The following is a 17,855-nucleotide window of genomic DNA, read 5'->3' on the forward strand; positions in this document are numbered from 1 at the left end:
CAAGACAACTTACTGCAAACCCGTGTTGATCCTAATCGTGTACTAACGCGCTTAAATCATATGCAATGGTTTTAAACGCCCCTCATTAGAAGTATACGTAATATTTACGTTCTACAACTTAATAATTGGCATGAGTATTTTACAATTTGATTGCATTTAGAGTTTGGGAAAAAAAGTTTCTGCTTGGTGCGGTTTCGGCGTGACCTAAATCACAGCTTCAAGTAAGATTAGCGACCTTTTTCTGCGTATAGGCTACGTCCGATTTATCATGTTGAGCTGGCTTAAAAAATACTCAGTTCATACTGAAATGACGAATGCTATCGGCATAGCAGAAGCCAGAATCAGATCTAAACTATTATCCATGCCCACGGGCATGAGTAGACCAACAAGAAATACGAATCAAGAACTAATAACGAGGTAGTCAATTCATGACATTTGCTTTGGGGCAGCGCTGGATTAGCGATACGGAAAGCGATTTAGGTTTAGGTACCGTTGTAGCAATGGATGCTCGTACTGTGACATTGATGTTTGCAGCGTCAGAGGAAAACCGAGTTTACGCACGTAACGATGCACCTGTTACCCGAGTCACCTTTAATGTTGGGGATGTCATCGATTGCCAAGAAGGTTGGTCTCTAAAAGTAGAAGAAGTACTGGAAGATGAAGGTCTTTACACCTATTTCGGTACTCGTGAAGACACGCAAGAAACCGCTGTTGTTCTGCGTGAGATTTTCCTTAGCAACCAAATTCGTTTTAACAAACCTCAAGATAAGTTGTACGCCGGTCAAATCGACCGTATGGACAACTTTGTTCTGCGTTACCGTGCGCTAACCAACCAGTTTGAGCAGCATAAGAGCCCAATGCGTGGCCTATGTGGTATGCGTGCAGGTTTGATCCCTCATCAGCTTTACATCGCGCACGAAGTTGGCCGTCGTCACGCGCCACGCGTCTTGTTGGCGGATGAGGTAGGTTTGGGTAAAACCATCGAAGCGGGCATGATCATCCACCAACAAGTTCTGTCTGGTCGTGCCGAACGCATTTTGATTGTGGTGCCTGAAACACTGCAGCATCAATGGTTGGTTGAGATGATGCGTCGTTTCAATCTGCATTTCTCTATCTTTGACGAAGAGCGCTGTATCGAAGCTTTTGCGGATGCAGAAAACCCATTTGATACTCAGCAATATGTGCTGTGTTCTTTGGATTTCCTACGCAAGAGCCGCAAGCGTTTTGAACAAGCACTGGAAGGTGAATGGGACCTACTGGTTGTCGATGAAGCGCATCACCTTGAATGGAGTCAAGATAAACCGAGCCGTGAATATCAAGTGGTAGAAGGTTTGGCTGAACGTGCTCCAGGTGTGTTGTTACTGACTGCAACGCCAGAGCAACTTGGTCGTGAGAGCCACTTTGCTCGTCTGCGTTTGTTGGATCCAGACCGCTTCTATGATTACGAAGCATTCGTTGAGGAAGAAGATCAATACGCGCCCGTAGCGGATGCGATTACTTCACTCTTTTCCGGTGAAAAGCTACCTAATGAAGCAAAAAACCAGATCACTGAGTTGTTGTCTGAACAAGACGTAGAACCACTTTTCCGTATTATCGAAAGTGAAGCGGACGAAGAAGCTAAAGCGTCGGCACGCCAAGAGCTGATCGATAACTTGATGGATCGTCATGGTACAGGGCGTGTTCTGTTCCGTAACACGCGCGCGGCCATCAAAGGCTTCCCTACGCGTAACGTGCATCTGATGCCAATGGATATTCCACCGCAATACACTACATCAATGCGTGTTGCTGGGATGATTGGCGGTAAGATGAGTTCTGAAGCACGTGCGATGAAGAACCTTTACCCGGAAGAAATTTTCCAAGAATTTGAAGGCGATGACGCGAGCTGGTGGCAGTTTGACTCGCGTGTGAATTGGTTGCTTGAAAAAGTAAAAGAGAAGCGCAGCGAGAAAATCCTCGTGATTGCTTCTCGTGCGAGTACCGCACTGCAATTGGAGCAAGCACTGCGTGAGCGTGAAGGTATCCGCGCCACCGTTTTCCACGAAGGTATGTCGATTCTTGAACGTGACAAAGCGGCGGCTTACTTTGCGCAAGAAGAAGGTGGAGCACAAGTTCTTATCTGTAGCGAAATCGGCTCTGAAGGTCGTAACTTCCAGTTTGCCAACCAACTTGTCATGTTCGACTTGCCATTTAACCCAGACTTGCTTGAGCAACGTATTGGTCGTTTGGACCGTATCGGTCAAAATCGCGATATCGACATTCATGTTCCTTACCTGAAAGGCACATCGCAAGCGATCCTAGCACGTTGGTTCGATGAAGGCCTGAACGCTTTTGCGGAAACCTGCCCAACAGGCCGTGCTGTTTACGATAAGTACTCCGATGATCTGATTGAAATTCTTGCCTCTGGTGATACCAGCACGCTAGATGAGATCATTGAAGCGTCAGCAAAAATGAATAAAGAGCTGAAATCCCAATTGGAGCAAGGCCGTGATCGCCTATTAGAAATGCATTCAAATGGCGGGGAAAAAGCACAACAAATCGTTGAGAAAATTGAATCAACTGACGGCGATACCAATCTGGTCACCTTCGCACTTTCTCTTTTTGACACGATTGGCTTGAATCAAGACGATAAAGGTGAAAACGCCCTGATTGTGACCCCATCTGAGCACATGATGGTGCCAAGCTATCCAGGTCTGCCATACGAAGGAGCGACGATCACGTTTGATCGTGATACGGCTTTATCTCGTGAAGATATGCACTTTATCAGTTGGGAACACCCAATGATCCAGGGTGGTATCGATCTTCTTATGAGTGAAGGGGTGGGGACGTCTGCGGTATCTCTATTGAAAAACAAAGCGTTACCAGTCGGGACTATTCTTCTTGAGTTGATTTACGCGGTAGATGCGCAAGCGCCAAAACGCAGTGGTATCGCGCGCTTCTTACCGAAAACGCCAATCCGTTTAATGATGGACTCGCGTGGTAATGATTTGTCTGCTCAAGTGGAGTTTGAAAGCTTTAACCGCCAGCTCAGCCCTGTAAACCGTCACTTAGGTAGCAAGTTGGTTACGTCGGTACAGAAAGACGTACACCGCTTAATTGAAGCCGGTGATGTTCTTATTGAAGAGAAGGTCGAAGAAGTACGCAAACAAGCTCATCAAGATATGCAGCACAGTTTGAATGCAGAGCTTGAGCGTTTGCAAGCACTGAAAGCGGTGAACCCAAATATTCGTGACGAAGAAATTGAAGCTATCGACGCACAAATTAAAGAGCTTACTGGTTATATCAACCAAGCTCAGGTTCAGCTCGACTCGCTGCGTTTGATTGTGGTGAGCCACAACTAAGTAAGTATTTATTGCTCATTAAAAAAGGTCTTCAGTTGAAGACCTTTTTCTTTATTTACGGTTTAGTTTCTTTATGCGGAATGCATTAATCACTGATAGCTATCTCATTTACATCAACCACTTCCACCAGATAAATACAGCCAAGAAGCCAAACAAGTAAATCAGGCCTGCAATCGACAACCACTTTAGTTTAGGTCCAACAGCCAAAGGCTCAGGTAACTCAGTTTTGCTCACTAAGGTGTAATTTAGCAGAGCAAAGAATGGCGTGGTCATAAAGGCGAGGATCATCGCAAAGTTCAGCATAGGCAATAACGCAGAAGCCCAGAAAACCACAATACCTAATGCAAGTAAGGAGACTACCAGCATGATCGCTGAAGTGGTTTTAGGGTTAGTGTCTGGTTGTGAGCGCAGTAGGCGTTGAGAATCCGAAATAACGCGCGAATAGCCATCAATAACGGTAATCGTGCTGCCAAAGATACAGAAAAACGCAATTACCGCGATCAAGTAACGAGACCATTCGCCAATCGTTGCCGCATATAAGCCAACCAATTGGTGGGAGAAGCCAACACCAGAGCTTTCAAGCGCAACGCCAGATCCATAAAGCATCAAAGAGCCTAGCGATACAAAGATAATGGCAAGAAACGCCGTGCCAATATAACCGACATTAAAGTCAAATAGAGCAGAGCGGTATGTTACTTCTTGCTGGCTTGATTGGCGTTTTAGCCACGCTGAGGTTAAACAGGAGATCTCAATCGGTGCAGGCATCCACCCCATTGTCACGACGATAAAACCAATAGCCGCAATAGACCAAGGTGATGGCGGCTCGAAGTTGGCTACTTGCTCAACAGGGTTTCCAACGGCGATAGAAACAGCGAGTAAAGTCGCGATGGTTAACACCGACATGATCACCTTAGATAGCGTATCGAGCGCTTTGTAATGGCCAGCAAATAATATAATCAGGCAGGTGACAATCACAATGATGCTGAGTGATGCCATTGATAGTGAAAACGGAATGAAGTAGCCCAGCAAGCTAGCGCTAAACATCAACAAAGCGGCGGTATTGATGACGGCCGATACCACGCTCAGAAATAGAAATAGCCATAGATAAGGCCGACCTAATTTCGCGTAGCCCTCAACCAAGGTGAGCCCTGTCCCCATGGTGTACTGTACGCCCGCTCGGAAAAAAGGGTATTTAAACAGGTTTACGAGCAGAATCAGTGCAGCCAATTGCCAACCATAAATCGCACCAGCCTTGGTTGATGCCACGAGGTGAGAGCCACCGACCGCAGCAGATGCCATTAATATGCCGGGGCCTAGCGAACGAAAAAATAAGGAAAGTTTGGATTGGGGTTTATCTATAACGGCGGAGTCCATTGCTTATTGTCCTTTTTATCTTATGTATCTTTCTAAAGAGATACATACCGCAGTACATGACAAGCTGAGCGATCGCCCTATACTGCGCAACGGTAATGTCTTTTAAATGCTGTGTTTTGATGTATTTATTTTAAGTATTCTTTGCGAATATCATGCTGTGTGCATCTAGCACTCTATTCAGTTATGCGTCTTGTTGTCAAACTAAATTTACAACGTGCTATTTTTAGTTTTTATGCTAAAGGATTGACTTTGTTTTATTGGGTTGAACTTTTCTTCAGAATCCTGCATCTGGGTGCTATTTGGGTATATAATCGCGGCGTTTTTATTTTGTAGAGATCTCCCATGGCAATGCTTGAATATACCCCTCCCACCGACCCTTGGGTTGATATCGTTTTTGAGGATGACGACATTCTGGCAGTGAATAAGCCATCAGGGCTGCTGTCTGTCCCTGGTCGCCTTGCAGAGCATTACGACAGCATGTGGAGCCGCCTCAAAGAGTTGCATCCAGAAATTCAAGTTGTGCATCGCTTGGATATGTCGACATCAGGGTTGATGTTGCTGGCGAAAAACAAACCCGCGGAGCGAGCATTAAAAAAGCAGTTCCAATATCGCCTCACTCACAAGGTGTATTACGCACGTGTTTGGGGGCATGTTGAGTCGCAAGAAGGGAATATTGATCTTCCATTAAATTGTGATTGGCCAAATCGTCCACGACAAAAAGTATGTTTTGACGACGGCAAACCATCTCAAACTTTATTCCAAGTAGTGAAGCGTGAAGTGCACCCTGATGGCACCCATACAACCGTTGTGCGACTACTGCCCATTACTGGTCGATCGCATCAGTTACGCGTGCATTTGATGGAGATTGGTCATGCGATTGTGGGTGATGAGTTTTATGCAAGCGAAGAGGCGTATCAGTTTTCAGAACGTTTAGAGTTGCACGCTGCGGAGCTAAGTTTTTATCATCCAGCTACGGATCAGCTGAGCAGTATTTTTGTACCCTGTGACTTTTATTCTGAAGCCGAGGCGATGATCTTTAACTATTTTTCGCCAGAGCGTACATTGCCTGATTATAAAACGTTACCACACCCTTAATGCCAATTGCACTCAACAGCGGTTCTTTCTAGTTCGCTATTTTTGGCTATTTCGTTACTGTGGTTGATGTATCCTGTCTTTCAGCCGTGAACAAGGAGTTGTTATGTCTTTGCCAAGCATCGTATTTTTAGACCGAGCGACCATCCCAGAACATATTGAGGTCCCACGACCTGGCTTTCCGCACCACTGGCGTGAGTACGACCTAACTGCGCCTGAGCAGGTAATAGAAAGGTTAGCAGATGCCGATATCGTGATTAGCAATAAAGTCCTGCTTGACCAACATGTATTAGAGCAACTACCAAAATTACGGATGATCGCGGTTGCCGCAACTGGTTTTAACAACGTCGATGTGAACTACTGTGCTAATCATGATATTGCGGTTGCTAATGTACGTGGTTACGCGACGCGTTCGGTGCCCGAGCACGTGATGGCAATGTTATTCGCTTTAAGACGGAATTTATTTGGGTACCACCAAGATATTGCCGCAGGTGAGTGGCAGCGTAACCAGCAGTTTTGTTTTTTTACTCACCCAATCGGGGATATTGGTGGTAGCACGTTAGGTGTTGTTGGTAGTGGGGCACTAGGGCAAGCGACGGCGAATCTGGCTCAAGCGTTAGGAATGACCGTGTTGTTTTCTGAGCGTAAAGGGGCGGCAGAATGTAGACCAGGTTATGTGTCGTTTGAGGAAGTATTAAAACGCTCCGATGCGCTGACTTTGCATTGCCCGCTCAACGATCATACTCAGAATTTAATTGGTCAAGCAGAGTTGAAACAAATGAAGTCCAACGCCATTTTGATTAATACAGGGCGTGGAGGTTTGGTGGATGAGAGCGCACTGGTGGATGCCTTAAAACAGCAAGAAATTGCAGCGGCTGGTTTTGATGTTTTTACACAAGAACCGGCTGATGAGAGCAATCCGCTGATTGCCAATATGAGTTTACCTAATTTGTTACTGACACCGCATGTTGCATGGGGCAGCGACTCATCTATCCAACGTTTAGCGGAAATCTTGATTGAGAACATTAACGCTTTCGAGCGCGGAGACCGCGTTAATCGCTTAGTGTAACGCTGACTGTAAAACCAAAGATAAAAAAAGCAGACATTGACGTCTGCTTTTTGCGTTTAAATCGAATGCTCATTGCGTGAGCCCTCGAATTAAAACTCTTCTTCGTTTAGACCTTTAAGGATCTGAAAGATTTCGCGGTACGCTTTTGCTGGTTTCCCAGCTTTTTTCTCTTTCGCTGCTTGGCGAGCAAGTTGGCGTAGACGCTGACGATCCGCTTCTGGGTACATTTCCATTACGTCATCAATGGCTTTGTCACCTTCTTCCACTACGCGATCACGCAACGCTTCAAGTTTGTGGAATACCGCCGTTAATTGAGAGTGCTTATTACGAATTTTATCCAGTGCGGCTTGGATTGGCTCTGGATCTTCGTAACGCATCAATTTACCGATACGTTGTAATTGGCGACGACGCGCTTCATTTTTAAAGCGTTGCGCGTCAGCAATTGCTTCTCGCAAATCTTCGCTCAATGGAAACTTTTCTAGAACTGAAGGTTTGAGGCCGACAAGCTCCTCACCTAGCTTTTGCAGTTCTTCCATGTCTCGCTTCATCTCGGATTTACTTACCCAGATGATCTCTTCTTCTGGTTCCCATGGCGCTTTTTGATTCTTACGTGCCATTTCAGTTGCCTGTGTTTTGATTAATATTATGACTATTTTAACAAGAATCATGGGGAGAAAGCGAAATTCTTGTTATCCTATTGTTCATCAAAGACAAGATGTGAAAGACAATGGATATTAAACAGCAGGTTGCTGAGCAACGTACCGAGCTAGAGCAAGCCGTCGCAAGAGCCTTAAAGCTTGCATCGGCAAAATCTGACGCCGCCGAAGTCGCAATTACTAAAAGCACTGGTTTAAGTGTTTCAACTCGTATGGGTGAAGTAGAAAATGTCGAGTTCAACAGCGATGGTGCGCTGGGCATTACCGTTTACCGAGGTCAACGCAAAGGCAGTGCTTCCACGTCTGATTTAAGTGAAGCGGCAATCGAGCAAACCGTTATAGCGGCGCTAGATATTGCACATTACACATCTGAAGACCCATTTGCAGGCCCTGCAGCAAAAGAATACATGGTGCAAGAGATCCCGGAGCTTGATCTTTTCCACCCTGACGCACCCGATCCAGACTATGCTGCCGATGTGGCGATTGCCGCTGAGAAAGAAGCGCTAAGTTATGACAGAGCAATCAAGCAAAGTGATGGCGCGAGTTATGATAGTCATTACGGCGTGAAAGTGTATGGCAATAGCCATGGCTTATTAGCTAGTTATGCGTCTAGCCGCCATAGTACTAGCTGTTGTGTAATTGGCGTTGGTCAAAACGGCGAGATGGAACGTGATTACAGCTACACCGTGGCACGTCATCGTGATGACTTATGGACCCCAGAAACGGTGGGTCGTAAGGCGGCAGAGAATACGGTTAACCGCTTAGATGCGCAGCGTCTAAAAACAGGTCAATACCCAATCATGTTTGCGGCTGATGTTGCGACAGGCTTGATTGGCCATCTCGTTATGGCGATCAGCGGTGGTAACCTGTACCGAAAATCTTCTTTCTTACTTGACCATCTAGGCAAACAAGTGCTTCCTGAATGGTTCAATATCTCAGAACGTCCGCATGTATTGCGTGGTTTGGCATCAAGTCCATTCGATAGTGAAGGTGTGTACACTCAAGACCGTGAGATCATTACCGACGGTGTGCTAGCAACTTATCTGTTAACCAGTTATGCCGCACGTAAAATGAAGATGACGCCGACAGGTCACGCTGGTGGGATTCATAACTGGTACGTGAAGTCGACAGGCCAAAACTTCGAACAAATGCTTAAAGAGCTCGGTACTGGTCTTCTAGTGACAGAAGTCATGGGACAAGGTGTGAACGTGGTAACGGGGGATTACTCTCGCGGTGCCGCAGGCTTCTGGGTTGAGAATGGTGAAATCCAATACCCAGTATCAGAAATTACCATCGCAGGTAATCTAAAAGACATGTTCACCAAGATTGTGGCGGTTGGTAGTGATATTGAAACGCGCTCACAAATCCAAACGGGCTCTATCCTACTGGATACCATGAAAGTGGCGGGTGAATAAGCTTTTCTAGCAATTCAGAATCAAAAAAGCCTGATGTGTTCATCAGGCTTTTTCGTTTTTTCTGTTAGGTAATCAGTATTGTGGCAAGCCCTAAGAAGACAGATAAACCAATCACATCCGTCACCGTTGTTAATGCCATACCACCAGCTAAAGCAGGATCGATGTTCATTTTTTTCAATAGGATTGGAATCGTTACTCCTGCAATACCTGCGACCAATAAGTTGGTCAGCATGGCGGCGGAAATGATTCCTCCGAGCATCCAGTTACCTTTCCAAGCAACAACAATACCACCAATAATCAGCGCCCACATGATACCGTTGAGTAAGCCTATCGAGGCTTCTTTCATTAACAGTTCGCGTTTGTTTGAGTCACCGATATGACCAAGAGCAAGGCCACGAATCACTAGTGCGACGGTTTGGTTACCAGCGACACCACCCATGGACGGAACAATCGTCATCAATACTGCAATGGCCGCCATTTGATCTAATGTGGCCTCAAACATATTAGAAACGGAAGCAGCAGCAAGGGCGGCTAATACGTTAGCGCCAAGCCAGATACTGCGTTTGCGAGCTGATTTTACAACAGGCGCGAAAGTATCTTCGTCATCGTCCATACCCGCCATACTCATCATCGAGTGTTCCGCGTCTTCACGAATAACGTCAACCACGTCATCGATGGTGATACGACCGACCAAATGCAAGTTTTCATCAACAACAGGTGCAGATACCCAATTACGGCGTTCGAACAGACTCGCAACATCTGAGTCGCTAGTATCGACGGTGATGGCCTCGTCCGCGTCTTCCATTACATCAATGATTTTTACGTCTGGCTGAGTGGTAATAAGCGTCGTGATCGGCAGTTCACCGATGAGCTTACTCTCTTCATCGATCACATACAGGGCATCCGTAGCTTCTGGAAGCTCGCCTTTCATACGTAGATAACGCAAAACTACGTCCACATCGACGTCACCACGAATTGTGATGACGTCGGTGTTCATCAGTCCACCCGCAGTGTCTTCTGGGTAGGATAGGGCGGTTTCGACCCGTAGACGGTCAGAGGAGTCCATTTGCGACAGGACTTCGCGTGACAGGTTGTCAGGCAAGCTACGCAGTACGTAAGCCACGTCATCGGTATCCATGCCTTCTGTCGCTTCTGCAAGCGCTTCTGGTGCCATTTTGGATACGAGGCTGTCTTTGACGTCTTCGTTCAGCTCGTCAAGGATTTCACCATAATCTTCAGGGTCGGTGAGTTGCCAAAGAACTTCACGGCTCTTCCGTGGGGAGGCTTCTAAAAGGTGAGCGATATCCTCAGGTTCCATGTCCTGTAATTGACGACGAACATGGACGAAGCGACCATTTTCTAGCGCTTCTGTGACTTCTTGGAGGGCTTGGTGAGCTTGGTCGAATTCAATTTGCTCTGCCATTCATTCCTCCCAATTCCTGATATTTACAATGCGTTGAATAATAACTTAATTCTAGGCGCCTTTTAATAACAACTTATGATACTAAGCAAATTTATTTATTAGGTCAGGGAAGAGAAAGATAATGGGAGGTAAGAAAAAAGCGAGTAAACTACTCGCCTTCATCAAATTTATCTTCGATCAAGTGGCAAACGGCATCCAGTGCTTCTTCCGCTTGCCCACCCGTTGCGTGGATCGTGACGTATTGTCCTTGAGCGGACTCTAGCATTAACAGGCCCATTACGCTGTCTGCTGTGGCGGTTTTGTCTTCTTCATTGTCGATGGTGATGACCGCTTCAAAGCTCTGTGCCAGTTCGACCAGTTTGACTGCTGCACGAGCATGTAAGCCAAGGCGGTTTTGAATCAATACTTTACGACTTAACTCCACGGCTAATCCTTAGCGTTTTTCTCTAGTGAGGTATGGCGAATTTGTACTTGGTGTCCTTTGTTGGCGAAGTATTCACCGATTTGCTGAGTTAAGTACACCGAGCGGTGCTTACCACCAGTACAACCGATTGCAACGGTCAGGTAGCTGCGGTTGTTTTTCTCAAGCAGAGGTAACCAATTCTCTATAAAGCTTTCAATTTGATATTTCAAACTTAACACCGATTGGTGTTGCTCTAAAAATGCGGCGATAGGAGCATCCAGACCTGTAAGCGGGCGTAGTGCTGGTTCCCAATGTGGGTTAGGTAAGAAGCGAACGTCAAATACGTAATCGGCATCGGAAGGCAGGCCGTATTTAAAACCAAAAGACTCAAATACCATAACGAGCCCTTTGCGATCTCTGCCTTCAACGCGCATACGCACGGTTTCACTCAATTCATGCAAAGACTGCCCACTACTATTTAGGACCAGATCTGCATGCGCTTTGAGTGGCGTCAAAATTTGTTTCTCACGCTCGATGGCTTGATCGAGCGAGAGGGAGGTGCCACCTAAAGATAACGGGTGAATTCGGCGTGTTTCGCTGTAGCGTTTGAGTAGCGTTTCTTTATTGGCGTCCAAGAAAAGCATGGTCACATCAAGCTCAGTTTTTAACTGTTCTAGTGTACTCGTCAGTTCTTTTAGCTTTTTAGGAATATTACGAATATCAATGCTGACTGCAACATTCTGTTTGCTGTCAGCAACAGAATGAACAAATGCGTCCAGCAAGTTAACTGGCAGGTTATCAACACAGTAGTAACCTAAGTCTTCCAGTACACGAAGCGCAATACTTTTACCGGCACCTGAGTGCCCGCTAACAACGATTAGTCGCATGGAGTTAGTCCTGCTTATTGGTGAATCATGATGTCGTAAAGTTCTTCATCACTCTGAGCATTACGCAGTAGTTTTAATACTTGCTTATCGCTCAGACGTTCTGCCATAGAGGATAGAGTCTTGAGGTGCTCTTTGCACTGTTCTTCTGGTACAAGGAGCGCAAAAAGAAGATCGACAGGTCGATTGTCAATCGCATCAAATTCGATTGCTTCATCACATTGCAGTAAGACAGCAATGGCCTTGTCGCTTGATTGCATTCTCGCGTGAGGGATCGCAATACCGTTTCCGATACCGGTACTGCCCATTTTTTCTCTATTGAGCATGCATTCGAACAGCTCGGTAGAATCTTGGCCCGTTTGATCAGCCACGATACGGCTGATCATTTCAAGGGCGCGTTTTTTACTCGTGCAGTGGACCGCACTTTTGGTGCAGTCCAATGACAGTATTTCGCTCAGTTGCATGATTAATGACTGTTTAGTTTTTCTTTGTGCTTATTAAGTTGGCGAACCAATTTATCTACCAGCGAATCGATCGCGGCATACATATTTTCGTCATCGGCTGATGCGTGGATTTCGCCTTGATTTATGTGAAGCGTAGCTTCCGCGATTTGAGTAATTTTTTCAACTTTTAGTACAACATGCACTTGATTGATATGGTCGAAGAACCTTTCGAGCTTCTGAAACTTAGAATTTACATAGTCTTGCATTGAATCGGTAAGATCAACGTGATGGCCTTGAATATTGATTTGCATAGACTTTCCTTTTCAGTTAGTGCCTTATAATAGGCGTTTACGCTGACTTGAAGGGGCAATTCCCAAGGATTCGCGATATTTGGCTATCGTACGTCTTGCGACCTGAATCCCTTGGTCAGCCAGAAGAGCAGCAATCTTGCTATCACTCAGTGGTTTGGCAGTATTCTCTGCTGCGACCAGTTTTTTAATGAGTGCACGAATTGCTGTTGACGAACATTCTCCGCCGTTGTCAGTACTAACATGGCTAGAGAAGAAGTACTTCAATTCAAAAATACCACGTGGTGTATGCATAAATTTTTGCGTTGTTACACGAGAAATCGTGGATTCATGCATGTCCACAGCCAAAGCGACATCATTGAGTACCATTGGCTTCATGGCTTCCTCACCATACTCGAAGAAATCTTGTTGATGTTCAACAATACATCTTGCAACTTTGAGTAGCGTCTCGTTTCTACTCTCTAAGCTCTTAATTAACCATTTTGCCTCTTGCAAATTGCTGCGGATGTACTGGCTATCCGCGCTATTACCTTTGCCTAATTGAGCATATTGTTGATTTACTTTTAATTTTGGCACGCTATCCGGGTTTATAGAAACGGTCCATTTGCCATTGTCTTTAAAAACGGATACGTCTGGAATTACGTACTCGGTATCATCAGGAGTGATGCGACTACCTGGACGAGGATCTAACTGTTGGATAAGCTTTAAGACTTCACGCAGATCGGCTTCTTTCAGCTTAGTCTCTTTGATGACGAGCTTGTAGTCACGGTTGCCTAGGTGATCAATATGATCCGCAAGTATCATTTTGGCTTCAGCAAGCCATGGCGTGTCTTCTGGGAAGGTCGTCAGTTGCAGTAACAAACATTCTTGTAAGTTACGCGATGCAACGCCAAGAGGATCGAATTGTTGAATGCGTTTACGAACGGCTTCTACTTCGTCTAACTCTATCTCTTCATTATCGAAGCTCTCATGAATCTCTTCAGGCGACAAAGTTAAATAGCCGTAGTCGTCAACAGCGTCAATAATCGCTAATGCAATCGTGCGGTCGGTTTCACTGAATGGTGTTAGGTCAAGCTGCCACATGAGGTAATCATGTAATGATTCAGTGGTTTCGCCTTGGTAGACGGGCATATCATCATCAAGAGCTAAGCCAGTGCTACCAGTATTCGCGCTGTAGACGTCATCCCAAGTCGTGTCGATTTCAAGTTCAGAGCTAATTTCTGATTTCTCTATCACATCGGAGCTATCTGGAACGTCAATTTCTGTTGGTTCGCTAGCACTGTTGCTATCAGCAGCCTCGACCGCTGACTTATCTTCACCGTTTGCTAGAGGCTCGTCTTGGCCTTCTTCAACTTCCAATAATGGGTTTGAGTCCAACGCTTCTTGGATTTCTTGTTGAAGATCGAGTGTCGACAATTGCAATAAGCGAATCGCTTGCTGCAACTGTGGCGTCATGGCTAACTGCTGACCTAGCTTGAGTTGTAATGAAGGTTTCATTCAGTGTTACTTACCTTGTAATGCTCAGAATCTTACCGTTCCTAATATAATCATAGACGGAATTGTTCGCCGAGATAAACTTGTTTCACCTGTTCATTATTGAGAACTTCTGCCGGAGTTCCCGATGCAATTAGGTGCCCTTGGCTCACGATATAGGCTTTTTCACATACGTCCAGTGTTTCACGTACATTATGGTCAGTGATTAACACTCCGAGACCACGATCGCGCAGATGCTCAATGATTTTCTTGATGTCATTAACCGAAATTGGGTCAACACCAGCGAAAGGTTCATCCAATAAAATGAACTGAGGGTTGGCCGCTAAAGCTCGAGCGATTTCCACCCTGCGTCGCTCACCCCCTGATAGTGCCATACCAGCACTGGTTCTGATGTGCTGGATGTGGAATTCTTCCAACAAATCTTCCAGTTTATCTTGGCGCTCTTCCCTCGTCATTTCTTGACGAGTTTCAAGTACGGCCATGATGTTATCTTCTACTGAAAGCTTACGGAAAATCGACGCTTCTTGCGGAAGATAGCCAATGCCAAGTCGTGAACGGCTATGCATCGGCAAAATACTGATGTCATTGTCGTCAATGGTAATGGTGCCTTCATCGCGAGGTACTAAGCCGACAATCATGTAAAACGAGGTGGTTTTACCCGCACCGTTTGGACCGAGCAGCCCAACAATCTGACCAGATTCAACTTCTAAGCTAACATCAGTGACGACTTTGCGTTTTTTGTAGCTTTTCGCCAAGTTTTTCGCACTCAGTACTGCCATATTAGTTCTCTATCTGATTGGGTTGCAAAATGGTCGTAACGCGCTCTTCCTTAGAGCTATCTGCGACTAGCTTTTGTTTACCAATTTGGTAACGAATCGAAGAACCTTTGATGGTGTTGTTGTCTTGCGCCAGCTGCGCTTGACCTTTCATGGTCAGTTCGTCTGTAGAAATACGGTAATCCAACTCCGTAGCTTGACCACTAAGTGTTTTACCATCGTCCATCAGCTGAGAAAACTTCGCAGGTTTACCAAATGCTTGAATCTGTTTAATTGCTTCGGTTTTAGGATCGCGAGTTACCACGATTCTATCAGCATCGATATTGATGCTCCCTTGCTTAAGAGATACATCGCCTTCAAAAACAACCTGGTTACTCTTCATATCCACCTGTTGGGTGTCAGAGTTTATGTAAACCGGCTGTTGAGTATCCGACTTGAGTGCCAGCGCTTGAGGCGCCGCCAATACCAGTGCCAGTAGGCTAAGGTGTAACGGTTTCATATCGACCTTGAACTTCATCTGTCAGAGTCGCAGTATGCTGTTTTAAGTTGCCTTGCATTGCGCCTCCAGTAGTTTCAAATTGTGGTCCAACCAACATCACTTGTTGGTCAGCTTTAAAATCACGATTGGTTAGATTAATGACCAATTTGTCTGTTGCCATGGTATCAAAACTCGCACCAGGCAGAAGATTTTGCATTAAGACTTTGTCATATAAAGTCAAAACTTGGTCTTCATCTAACACTGCTCTTGTGGCAGTCACCTTCCATTCAATGACGCTACCTTCACGGTAAACCATCAAAGTCGGGTTATTAAAAATAGTATCTCCACTCTTAGCATAATGGTCTAAGTTAGTGGAGCGAATGATGTAACTGCGGACACCATCTTCACCGTAGGTGATGTTTTCTAATCCAGAACCACTGAACATGGGCAGTTCAGAATCTGGTGCTACTTGAATTGCGTCGTTGCCTTTAGGGGTTAGTAGGTAATAACCGCACCACGCTACAACGAAGATCAAGAGCAAATAAATAAGGCGAGTAAAACTCATATAATGAAGGCCTATCGTTTAGCTCAGTACTTCCCTGACCATTGCCTTTATTCGTCTAATAAATGATTTAAATGTTTGTGCTGATATTACATCACGCCAGCTTTTAGTAAATCGTGCATGTTCAGTGCACCCACAATTTTTTCGTCTTTACATAAAATCAGAGCGTTAATGTTTTTATTCTGCATCAAGTTCAAACCTTCAACCGCCAGCATATCAGGGTGTGCTGTGGTTGGGTTTGTCGTCATGACCTCGCCAATTGCCGTCGTATGAATATCGATACGCTTGTCTAAGGTACGACGTAAATCACCATCGGTGAATATACCAAGCATAGCATCGTGCTCATCGACGATGGCTGTCATGCCTAACCCCTTTTCTGAAATTTCAAGCAGGGCATCGCGAATTAATGCGTCAGGAGAAACTTTAGGTAACGCTTCTCCAAAGTGCATAATATCAGACAACTTAAGTAGCAGTTTTCTCCCCAGTGCACCACCTGGGTGAGATAGGGCAAAATCTTCGGCAGAAAAACCACGAGCTTGAAGCAGAGCTACGGCTAATGCATCTCCCATCACTAATGTGGCAGTCGTACTGCTAGTTGGCGCCAGGCCTAACGGACAAGCTTCTTGAGGTACCGTAATTTGCAGGTGTAAGTCAGACAGCTTGGCCATATTTGATTCTGGCTTACCTGTCATGCTGATGATCTTAATATTTAGGCGCTTTAATACTGGAAATAGAGACAGAATTTCGTTTGATTCACCAGAGTTAGAAATTGCCAGCACGATGTCACCAGGGCTGATCATACCCAAGTCACCATGTGCGGCTTCGCCTGGATGAACGAAAAACGCCGAAGTCCCAGTGCTTGCCAGAGTGGCGGCAATCTTGTTACCAATATGGCCTGACTTGCCAATACCCATAACGACAACTTTGCCGTTGTTGGAAAGGATAAGTTCACACGCTTTTTCAAATTGATCATCAAAGTAGGTATCTAGCTCTTGCAGAGCAGCAACTTCGATATCAAGAACTTGTTTAGCAGCAGCGCGAAAATCAAATTGATTGGACATATCAGATCTCTACTTATTGATCGTGGTAATTAAGCGGTCATGTTTGCGAATAAGTACACTTGGTAACCTAAGAAGCACACAAACAAGATGGCACCTTCAATACGGTTAATACTGCGTGATTTACCCAAACACATCGCGACAAGTAACAATGAAACGCCTAACATGACCCAGAAGTCACGTCCCATCGCGTACTCACTGAGCACCGATGGATTAATGATGCCAGGAATCCCCATTACCGCCAGAATGTTAAACACATTCGAACCGATAATGTTACCGACAGCCATGTCGTCTTCACCCTTTAAAACTCCCGCAAGTGATGCGGCCAGTTCAGGCAGGCTAGTGCCAATGGCGATAATAGTTAGACCGATAACAAGGTCGCTCATACCAAAGTGTTTAGCAATAATTACCGCGTTATCAACCAGCATGCTGGCTGCCAAAGGAAGCAGTATCAAGCCAATAACCACCCACATGATTGCTTTAGGGTTACTGACGCCTTCAGGGATCTCTGACTCTTGGTCATCAAGAAAAACATCACCTGATTTTTGCTCTTTGCGGCTGATTTGCAACATAGCAAATAAAAATGCCCCAAAGAGTACAAACAATAAGACACCCTCATAAAAACCGAGATGGCTATTCCAAAGCAGAATACCAGCGAGTACGGTTACGGCTATCATGAGTGGAAGTTCTCGGCGGATGACGGCGGAGCTAATCGACAAAGGCTTGATCAGCGCTGTAATACCTAGGATTAACGCAATGTTCGCTATGTTTGAGCCTAATACGTTACCCACCGCTGTATCTGTTTTACCATCCCAAGCAGCGGTTGCAGATACCATCATCTCAGGGGCAGATGAGCCCATCGCAAGGATTGTCATGCCGATGACAAGCGGGGAAATACCGACGTTGCGGGCTATCGCTGCAGAGCCAAAAACAAGTTTATCTGCACTCCAAACAAGCAAAACAAGACCGACTATAAGCAACGCAACGGCTTCGAGCATGAGAATTCCTAAGTATTAAATAAGTAAAATGAATAACCGCTAATTTTGACCTTTTGCGGCCTAAAATGGAAGATAAACGAAGAA

17 protein-coding genes are annotated in these 17,855 nt (G+C 45.4%); 4 read left to right on the forward strand and 13 right to left on the reverse strand.

Annotated elements, in window-relative coordinates; all coding sequences use genetic code 11:
- The first annotated feature begins 428 nt into the window (after nucleotides 1–428).
- Entirely contained in the window at nucleotides 429–3,338 is a 2,910-nt protein-coding gene (gene rapA / locus R8O11_RS17890) for an RNA polymerase-associated protein RapA (protein ID WP_104975637.1), read from the forward strand.
- Between the two features lie 108 nt (nucleotides 3,339–3,446).
- Here rapA and R8O11_RS17895 read toward each other — a convergent pair whose 3' ends face one another.
- Nucleotides 3,447–4,712: an NRAMP family divalent metal transporter gene (locus tag R8O11_RS17895; RefSeq protein ID WP_054575321.1), complete on the reverse strand. Its 1,266-nt coding sequence runs from the start codon at nucleotides 4,710–4,712 to the stop codon at nucleotides 3,447–3,449.
- 342 nt (nucleotides 4,713–5,054) lie between these two features.
- On the opposite strand from R8O11_RS17895, the gene R8O11_RS17900 reads away from it, so the two are divergent.
- Nucleotides 5,055–5,807, forward strand: coding sequence for a pseudouridine synthase (locus R8O11_RS17900; RefSeq protein ID WP_258483184.1), 753 nt, complete (start codon nucleotides 5,055–5,057; stop codon nucleotides 5,805–5,807).
- A gap of 103 nt (nucleotides 5,808–5,910) precedes the next feature.
- Complete coding sequence (locus R8O11_RS17905) at nucleotides 5,911–6,873, forward strand: D-2-hydroxyacid dehydrogenase (protein WP_054577140.1); 963 nt, start codon at nucleotides 5,911–5,913, stop codon at nucleotides 6,871–6,873.
- A gap of 89 nt (nucleotides 6,874–6,962) precedes the next feature.
- Here the strand turns inward: R8O11_RS17905 and yjgA are convergent, their stop codons facing one another.
- Nucleotides 6,963–7,490 carry a ribosome biogenesis factor YjgA gene (gene yjgA / locus R8O11_RS17910; protein ID WP_005381124.1) on the reverse strand — a complete coding sequence of 176 codons (528 nt, stop codon included), beginning with the start codon at nucleotides 7,488–7,490 and terminating at the stop codon, nucleotides 6,963–6,965.
- Nucleotides 7,491–7,600: 110 nt separating this feature from the next.
- Here yjgA and pmbA point away from each other — a divergent pair, with 110 nt between their 5' ends.
- Entirely contained in the window at nucleotides 7,601–8,944 is a 1,344-nt protein-coding gene (gene pmbA / locus R8O11_RS17915) for a metalloprotease PmbA (protein WP_042523482.1), read from the forward strand.
- Nucleotides 8,945–9,008: 64 nt separating this feature from the next.
- On the opposite strand, the gene mgtE is transcribed toward pmbA, so the two are convergent.
- From mgtE to R8O11_RS17970, 11 genes are all read right to left on the reverse strand, one after another.
- Complete coding sequence (mgtE, locus tag R8O11_RS17920) at nucleotides 9,009–10,367, reverse strand: magnesium transporter (protein ID WP_005381121.1); 1,359 nt, start codon at nucleotides 10,365–10,367, stop codon at nucleotides 9,009–9,011.
- A gap of 148 nt (nucleotides 10,368–10,515) precedes the next feature.
- Nucleotides 10,516–10,791, reverse strand: a complete 276-nt coding sequence (locus R8O11_RS17925; protein ID WP_005381120.1) for an HPr family phosphocarrier protein — start codon at nucleotides 10,789–10,791, stop codon at nucleotides 10,516–10,518.
- Nucleotides 10,792–10,793: 2 nt separating this feature from the next.
- Nucleotides 10,794–11,657 carry an RNase adapter RapZ gene (gene rapZ / locus R8O11_RS17930; RefSeq protein WP_318194318.1) on the reverse strand — a complete coding sequence of 288 codons (864 nt, stop codon included), beginning with the start codon at nucleotides 11,655–11,657 and terminating at the stop codon, nucleotides 10,794–10,796.
- Nucleotides 11,658–11,671: 14 nt separating this feature from the next.
- A complete protein-coding gene (ptsN, locus tag R8O11_RS17935) occupies nucleotides 11,672–12,118 on the reverse strand; it encodes a PTS IIA-like nitrogen regulatory protein PtsN (protein WP_005381116.1) in 447 nt (148 codons plus the stop codon).
- 2 nt (nucleotides 12,119–12,120) lie between these two features.
- On the reverse strand, nucleotides 12,121–12,408 hold the full coding sequence (gene hpf / locus R8O11_RS17940) for a ribosome hibernation promoting factor (protein ID WP_005381114.1): 288 nt from the start codon (nucleotides 12,406–12,408) through the stop codon (nucleotides 12,121–12,123).
- A 24-nt stretch (nucleotides 12,409–12,432) separates the two neighbouring features.
- Nucleotides 12,433–13,902 carry an RNA polymerase factor sigma-54 gene (locus R8O11_RS17945; RefSeq protein WP_005381112.1) on the reverse strand — a complete coding sequence of 490 codons (1,470 nt, stop codon included), beginning with the start codon at nucleotides 13,900–13,902 and terminating at the stop codon, nucleotides 12,433–12,435.
- A gap of 50 nt (nucleotides 13,903–13,952) precedes the next feature.
- On the reverse strand, nucleotides 13,953–14,678 hold the full coding sequence (lptB, locus tag R8O11_RS17950) for an LPS export ABC transporter ATP-binding protein (protein ID WP_005381111.1): 726 nt from the start codon (nucleotides 14,676–14,678) through the stop codon (nucleotides 13,953–13,955).
- Between the two features lies 1 nt (nucleotide 14,679).
- Complete coding sequence (gene lptA, locus R8O11_RS17955) at nucleotides 14,680–15,174, reverse strand: lipopolysaccharide transport periplasmic protein LptA (protein WP_005381109.1); 495 nt, start codon at nucleotides 15,172–15,174, stop codon at nucleotides 14,680–14,682.
- Nucleotides 15,155–15,718: an LPS export ABC transporter periplasmic protein LptC gene (gene lptC / locus R8O11_RS17960; protein WP_005381106.1), complete on the reverse strand. Its 564-nt coding sequence runs from the start codon at nucleotides 15,716–15,718 to the stop codon at nucleotides 15,155–15,157. Before lptC ends, lptA begins: the two co-directional genes overlap by 20 nt.
- Before the next feature lie 86 nt (nucleotides 15,719–15,804).
- Nucleotides 15,805–16,776 carry an arabinose-5-phosphate isomerase KdsD gene (gene kdsD, locus R8O11_RS17965; RefSeq protein WP_005381104.1) on the reverse strand — a complete coding sequence of 324 codons (972 nt, stop codon included), beginning with the start codon at nucleotides 16,774–16,776 and terminating at the stop codon, nucleotides 15,805–15,807.
- Between the two features lie 29 nt (nucleotides 16,777–16,805).
- Nucleotides 16,806–17,771: a calcium/sodium antiporter gene (locus tag R8O11_RS17970; protein ID WP_005381102.1), complete on the reverse strand. Its 966-nt coding sequence runs from the start codon at nucleotides 17,769–17,771 to the stop codon at nucleotides 16,806–16,808.
- Between the last annotated feature and the right edge of the window lie 84 nt (nucleotides 17,772–17,855).

This window comes from Vibrio sp. 1288, from assembly GCF_033344475.1.

What these genes read in the sequence shown, in the direction of transcription:
- rapA (WP_104975637.1), top strand. Translation starts at nt 429, where the DNA reads ATGACATTTGCTTTGGGGCAGCGCTGGATTAGCGATACGGAAAGCGAT.
- R8O11_RS17895 (WP_054575321.1), bottom strand. Translation starts at nt 4,712, where the DNA reads ATGGACTCCGCCGTTATAGATAAACCCCAATCCAAACTTTCCTTATTT.
- R8O11_RS17900 (WP_258483184.1), top strand. Translation starts at nt 5,055, where the DNA reads ATGGCAATGCTTGAATATACCCCTCCCACCGACCCTTGGGTTGATATC.
- R8O11_RS17905 (WP_054577140.1), top strand. Translation starts at nt 5,911, where the DNA reads ATGTCTTTGCCAAGCATCGTATTTTTAGACCGAGCGACCATCCCAGAA.
- yjgA (WP_005381124.1), bottom strand. Translation starts at nt 7,490, where the DNA reads ATGGCACGTAAGAATCAAAAAGCGCCATGGGAACCAGAAGAAGAGATC.
- pmbA (WP_042523482.1), top strand. Translation starts at nt 7,601, where the DNA reads ATGGATATTAAACAGCAGGTTGCTGAGCAACGTACCGAGCTAGAGCAA.
- mgtE (WP_005381121.1), bottom strand. Translation starts at nt 10,367, where the DNA reads ATGGCAGAGCAAATTGAATTCGACCAAGCTCACCAAGCCCTCCAAGAA.
- rapZ (WP_318194318.1), bottom strand. Translation starts at nt 11,657, where the DNA reads ATGCGACTAATCGTTGTTAGCGGGCACTCAGGTGCCGGTAAAAGTATT.
- ptsN (WP_005381116.1), bottom strand. Translation starts at nt 12,118, where the DNA reads ATGCAACTGAGCGAAATACTGTCATTGGACTGCACCAAAAGTGCGGTC.
- hpf (WP_005381114.1), bottom strand. Translation starts at nt 12,408, where the DNA reads ATGCAAATCAATATTCAAGGCCATCACGTTGATCTTACCGATTCAATG.
- R8O11_RS17945 (WP_005381112.1), bottom strand. Translation starts at nt 13,902, where the DNA reads ATGAAACCTTCATTACAACTCAAGCTAGGTCAGCAGTTAGCCATGACG.
- lptB (WP_005381111.1), bottom strand. Translation starts at nt 14,678, where the DNA reads ATGGCAGTACTGAGTGCGAAAAACTTGGCGAAAAGCTACAAAAAACGC.
- lptA (WP_005381109.1), bottom strand. Translation starts at nt 15,174, where the DNA reads ATGAAACCGTTACACCTTAGCCTACTGGCACTGGTATTGGCGGCGCCT.
- lptC (WP_005381106.1), bottom strand. Translation starts at nt 15,718, where the DNA reads ATGAGTTTTACTCGCCTTATTTATTTGCTCTTGATCTTCGTTGTAGCG.
- kdsD (WP_005381104.1), bottom strand. Translation starts at nt 16,776, where the DNA reads ATGTCCAATCAATTTGATTTTCGCGCTGCTGCTAAACAAGTTCTTGAT.
- R8O11_RS17970 (WP_005381102.1), bottom strand. Translation starts at nt 17,771, where the DNA reads ATGCTCGAAGCCGTTGCGTTGCTTATAGTCGGTCTTGTTTTGCTTGTT.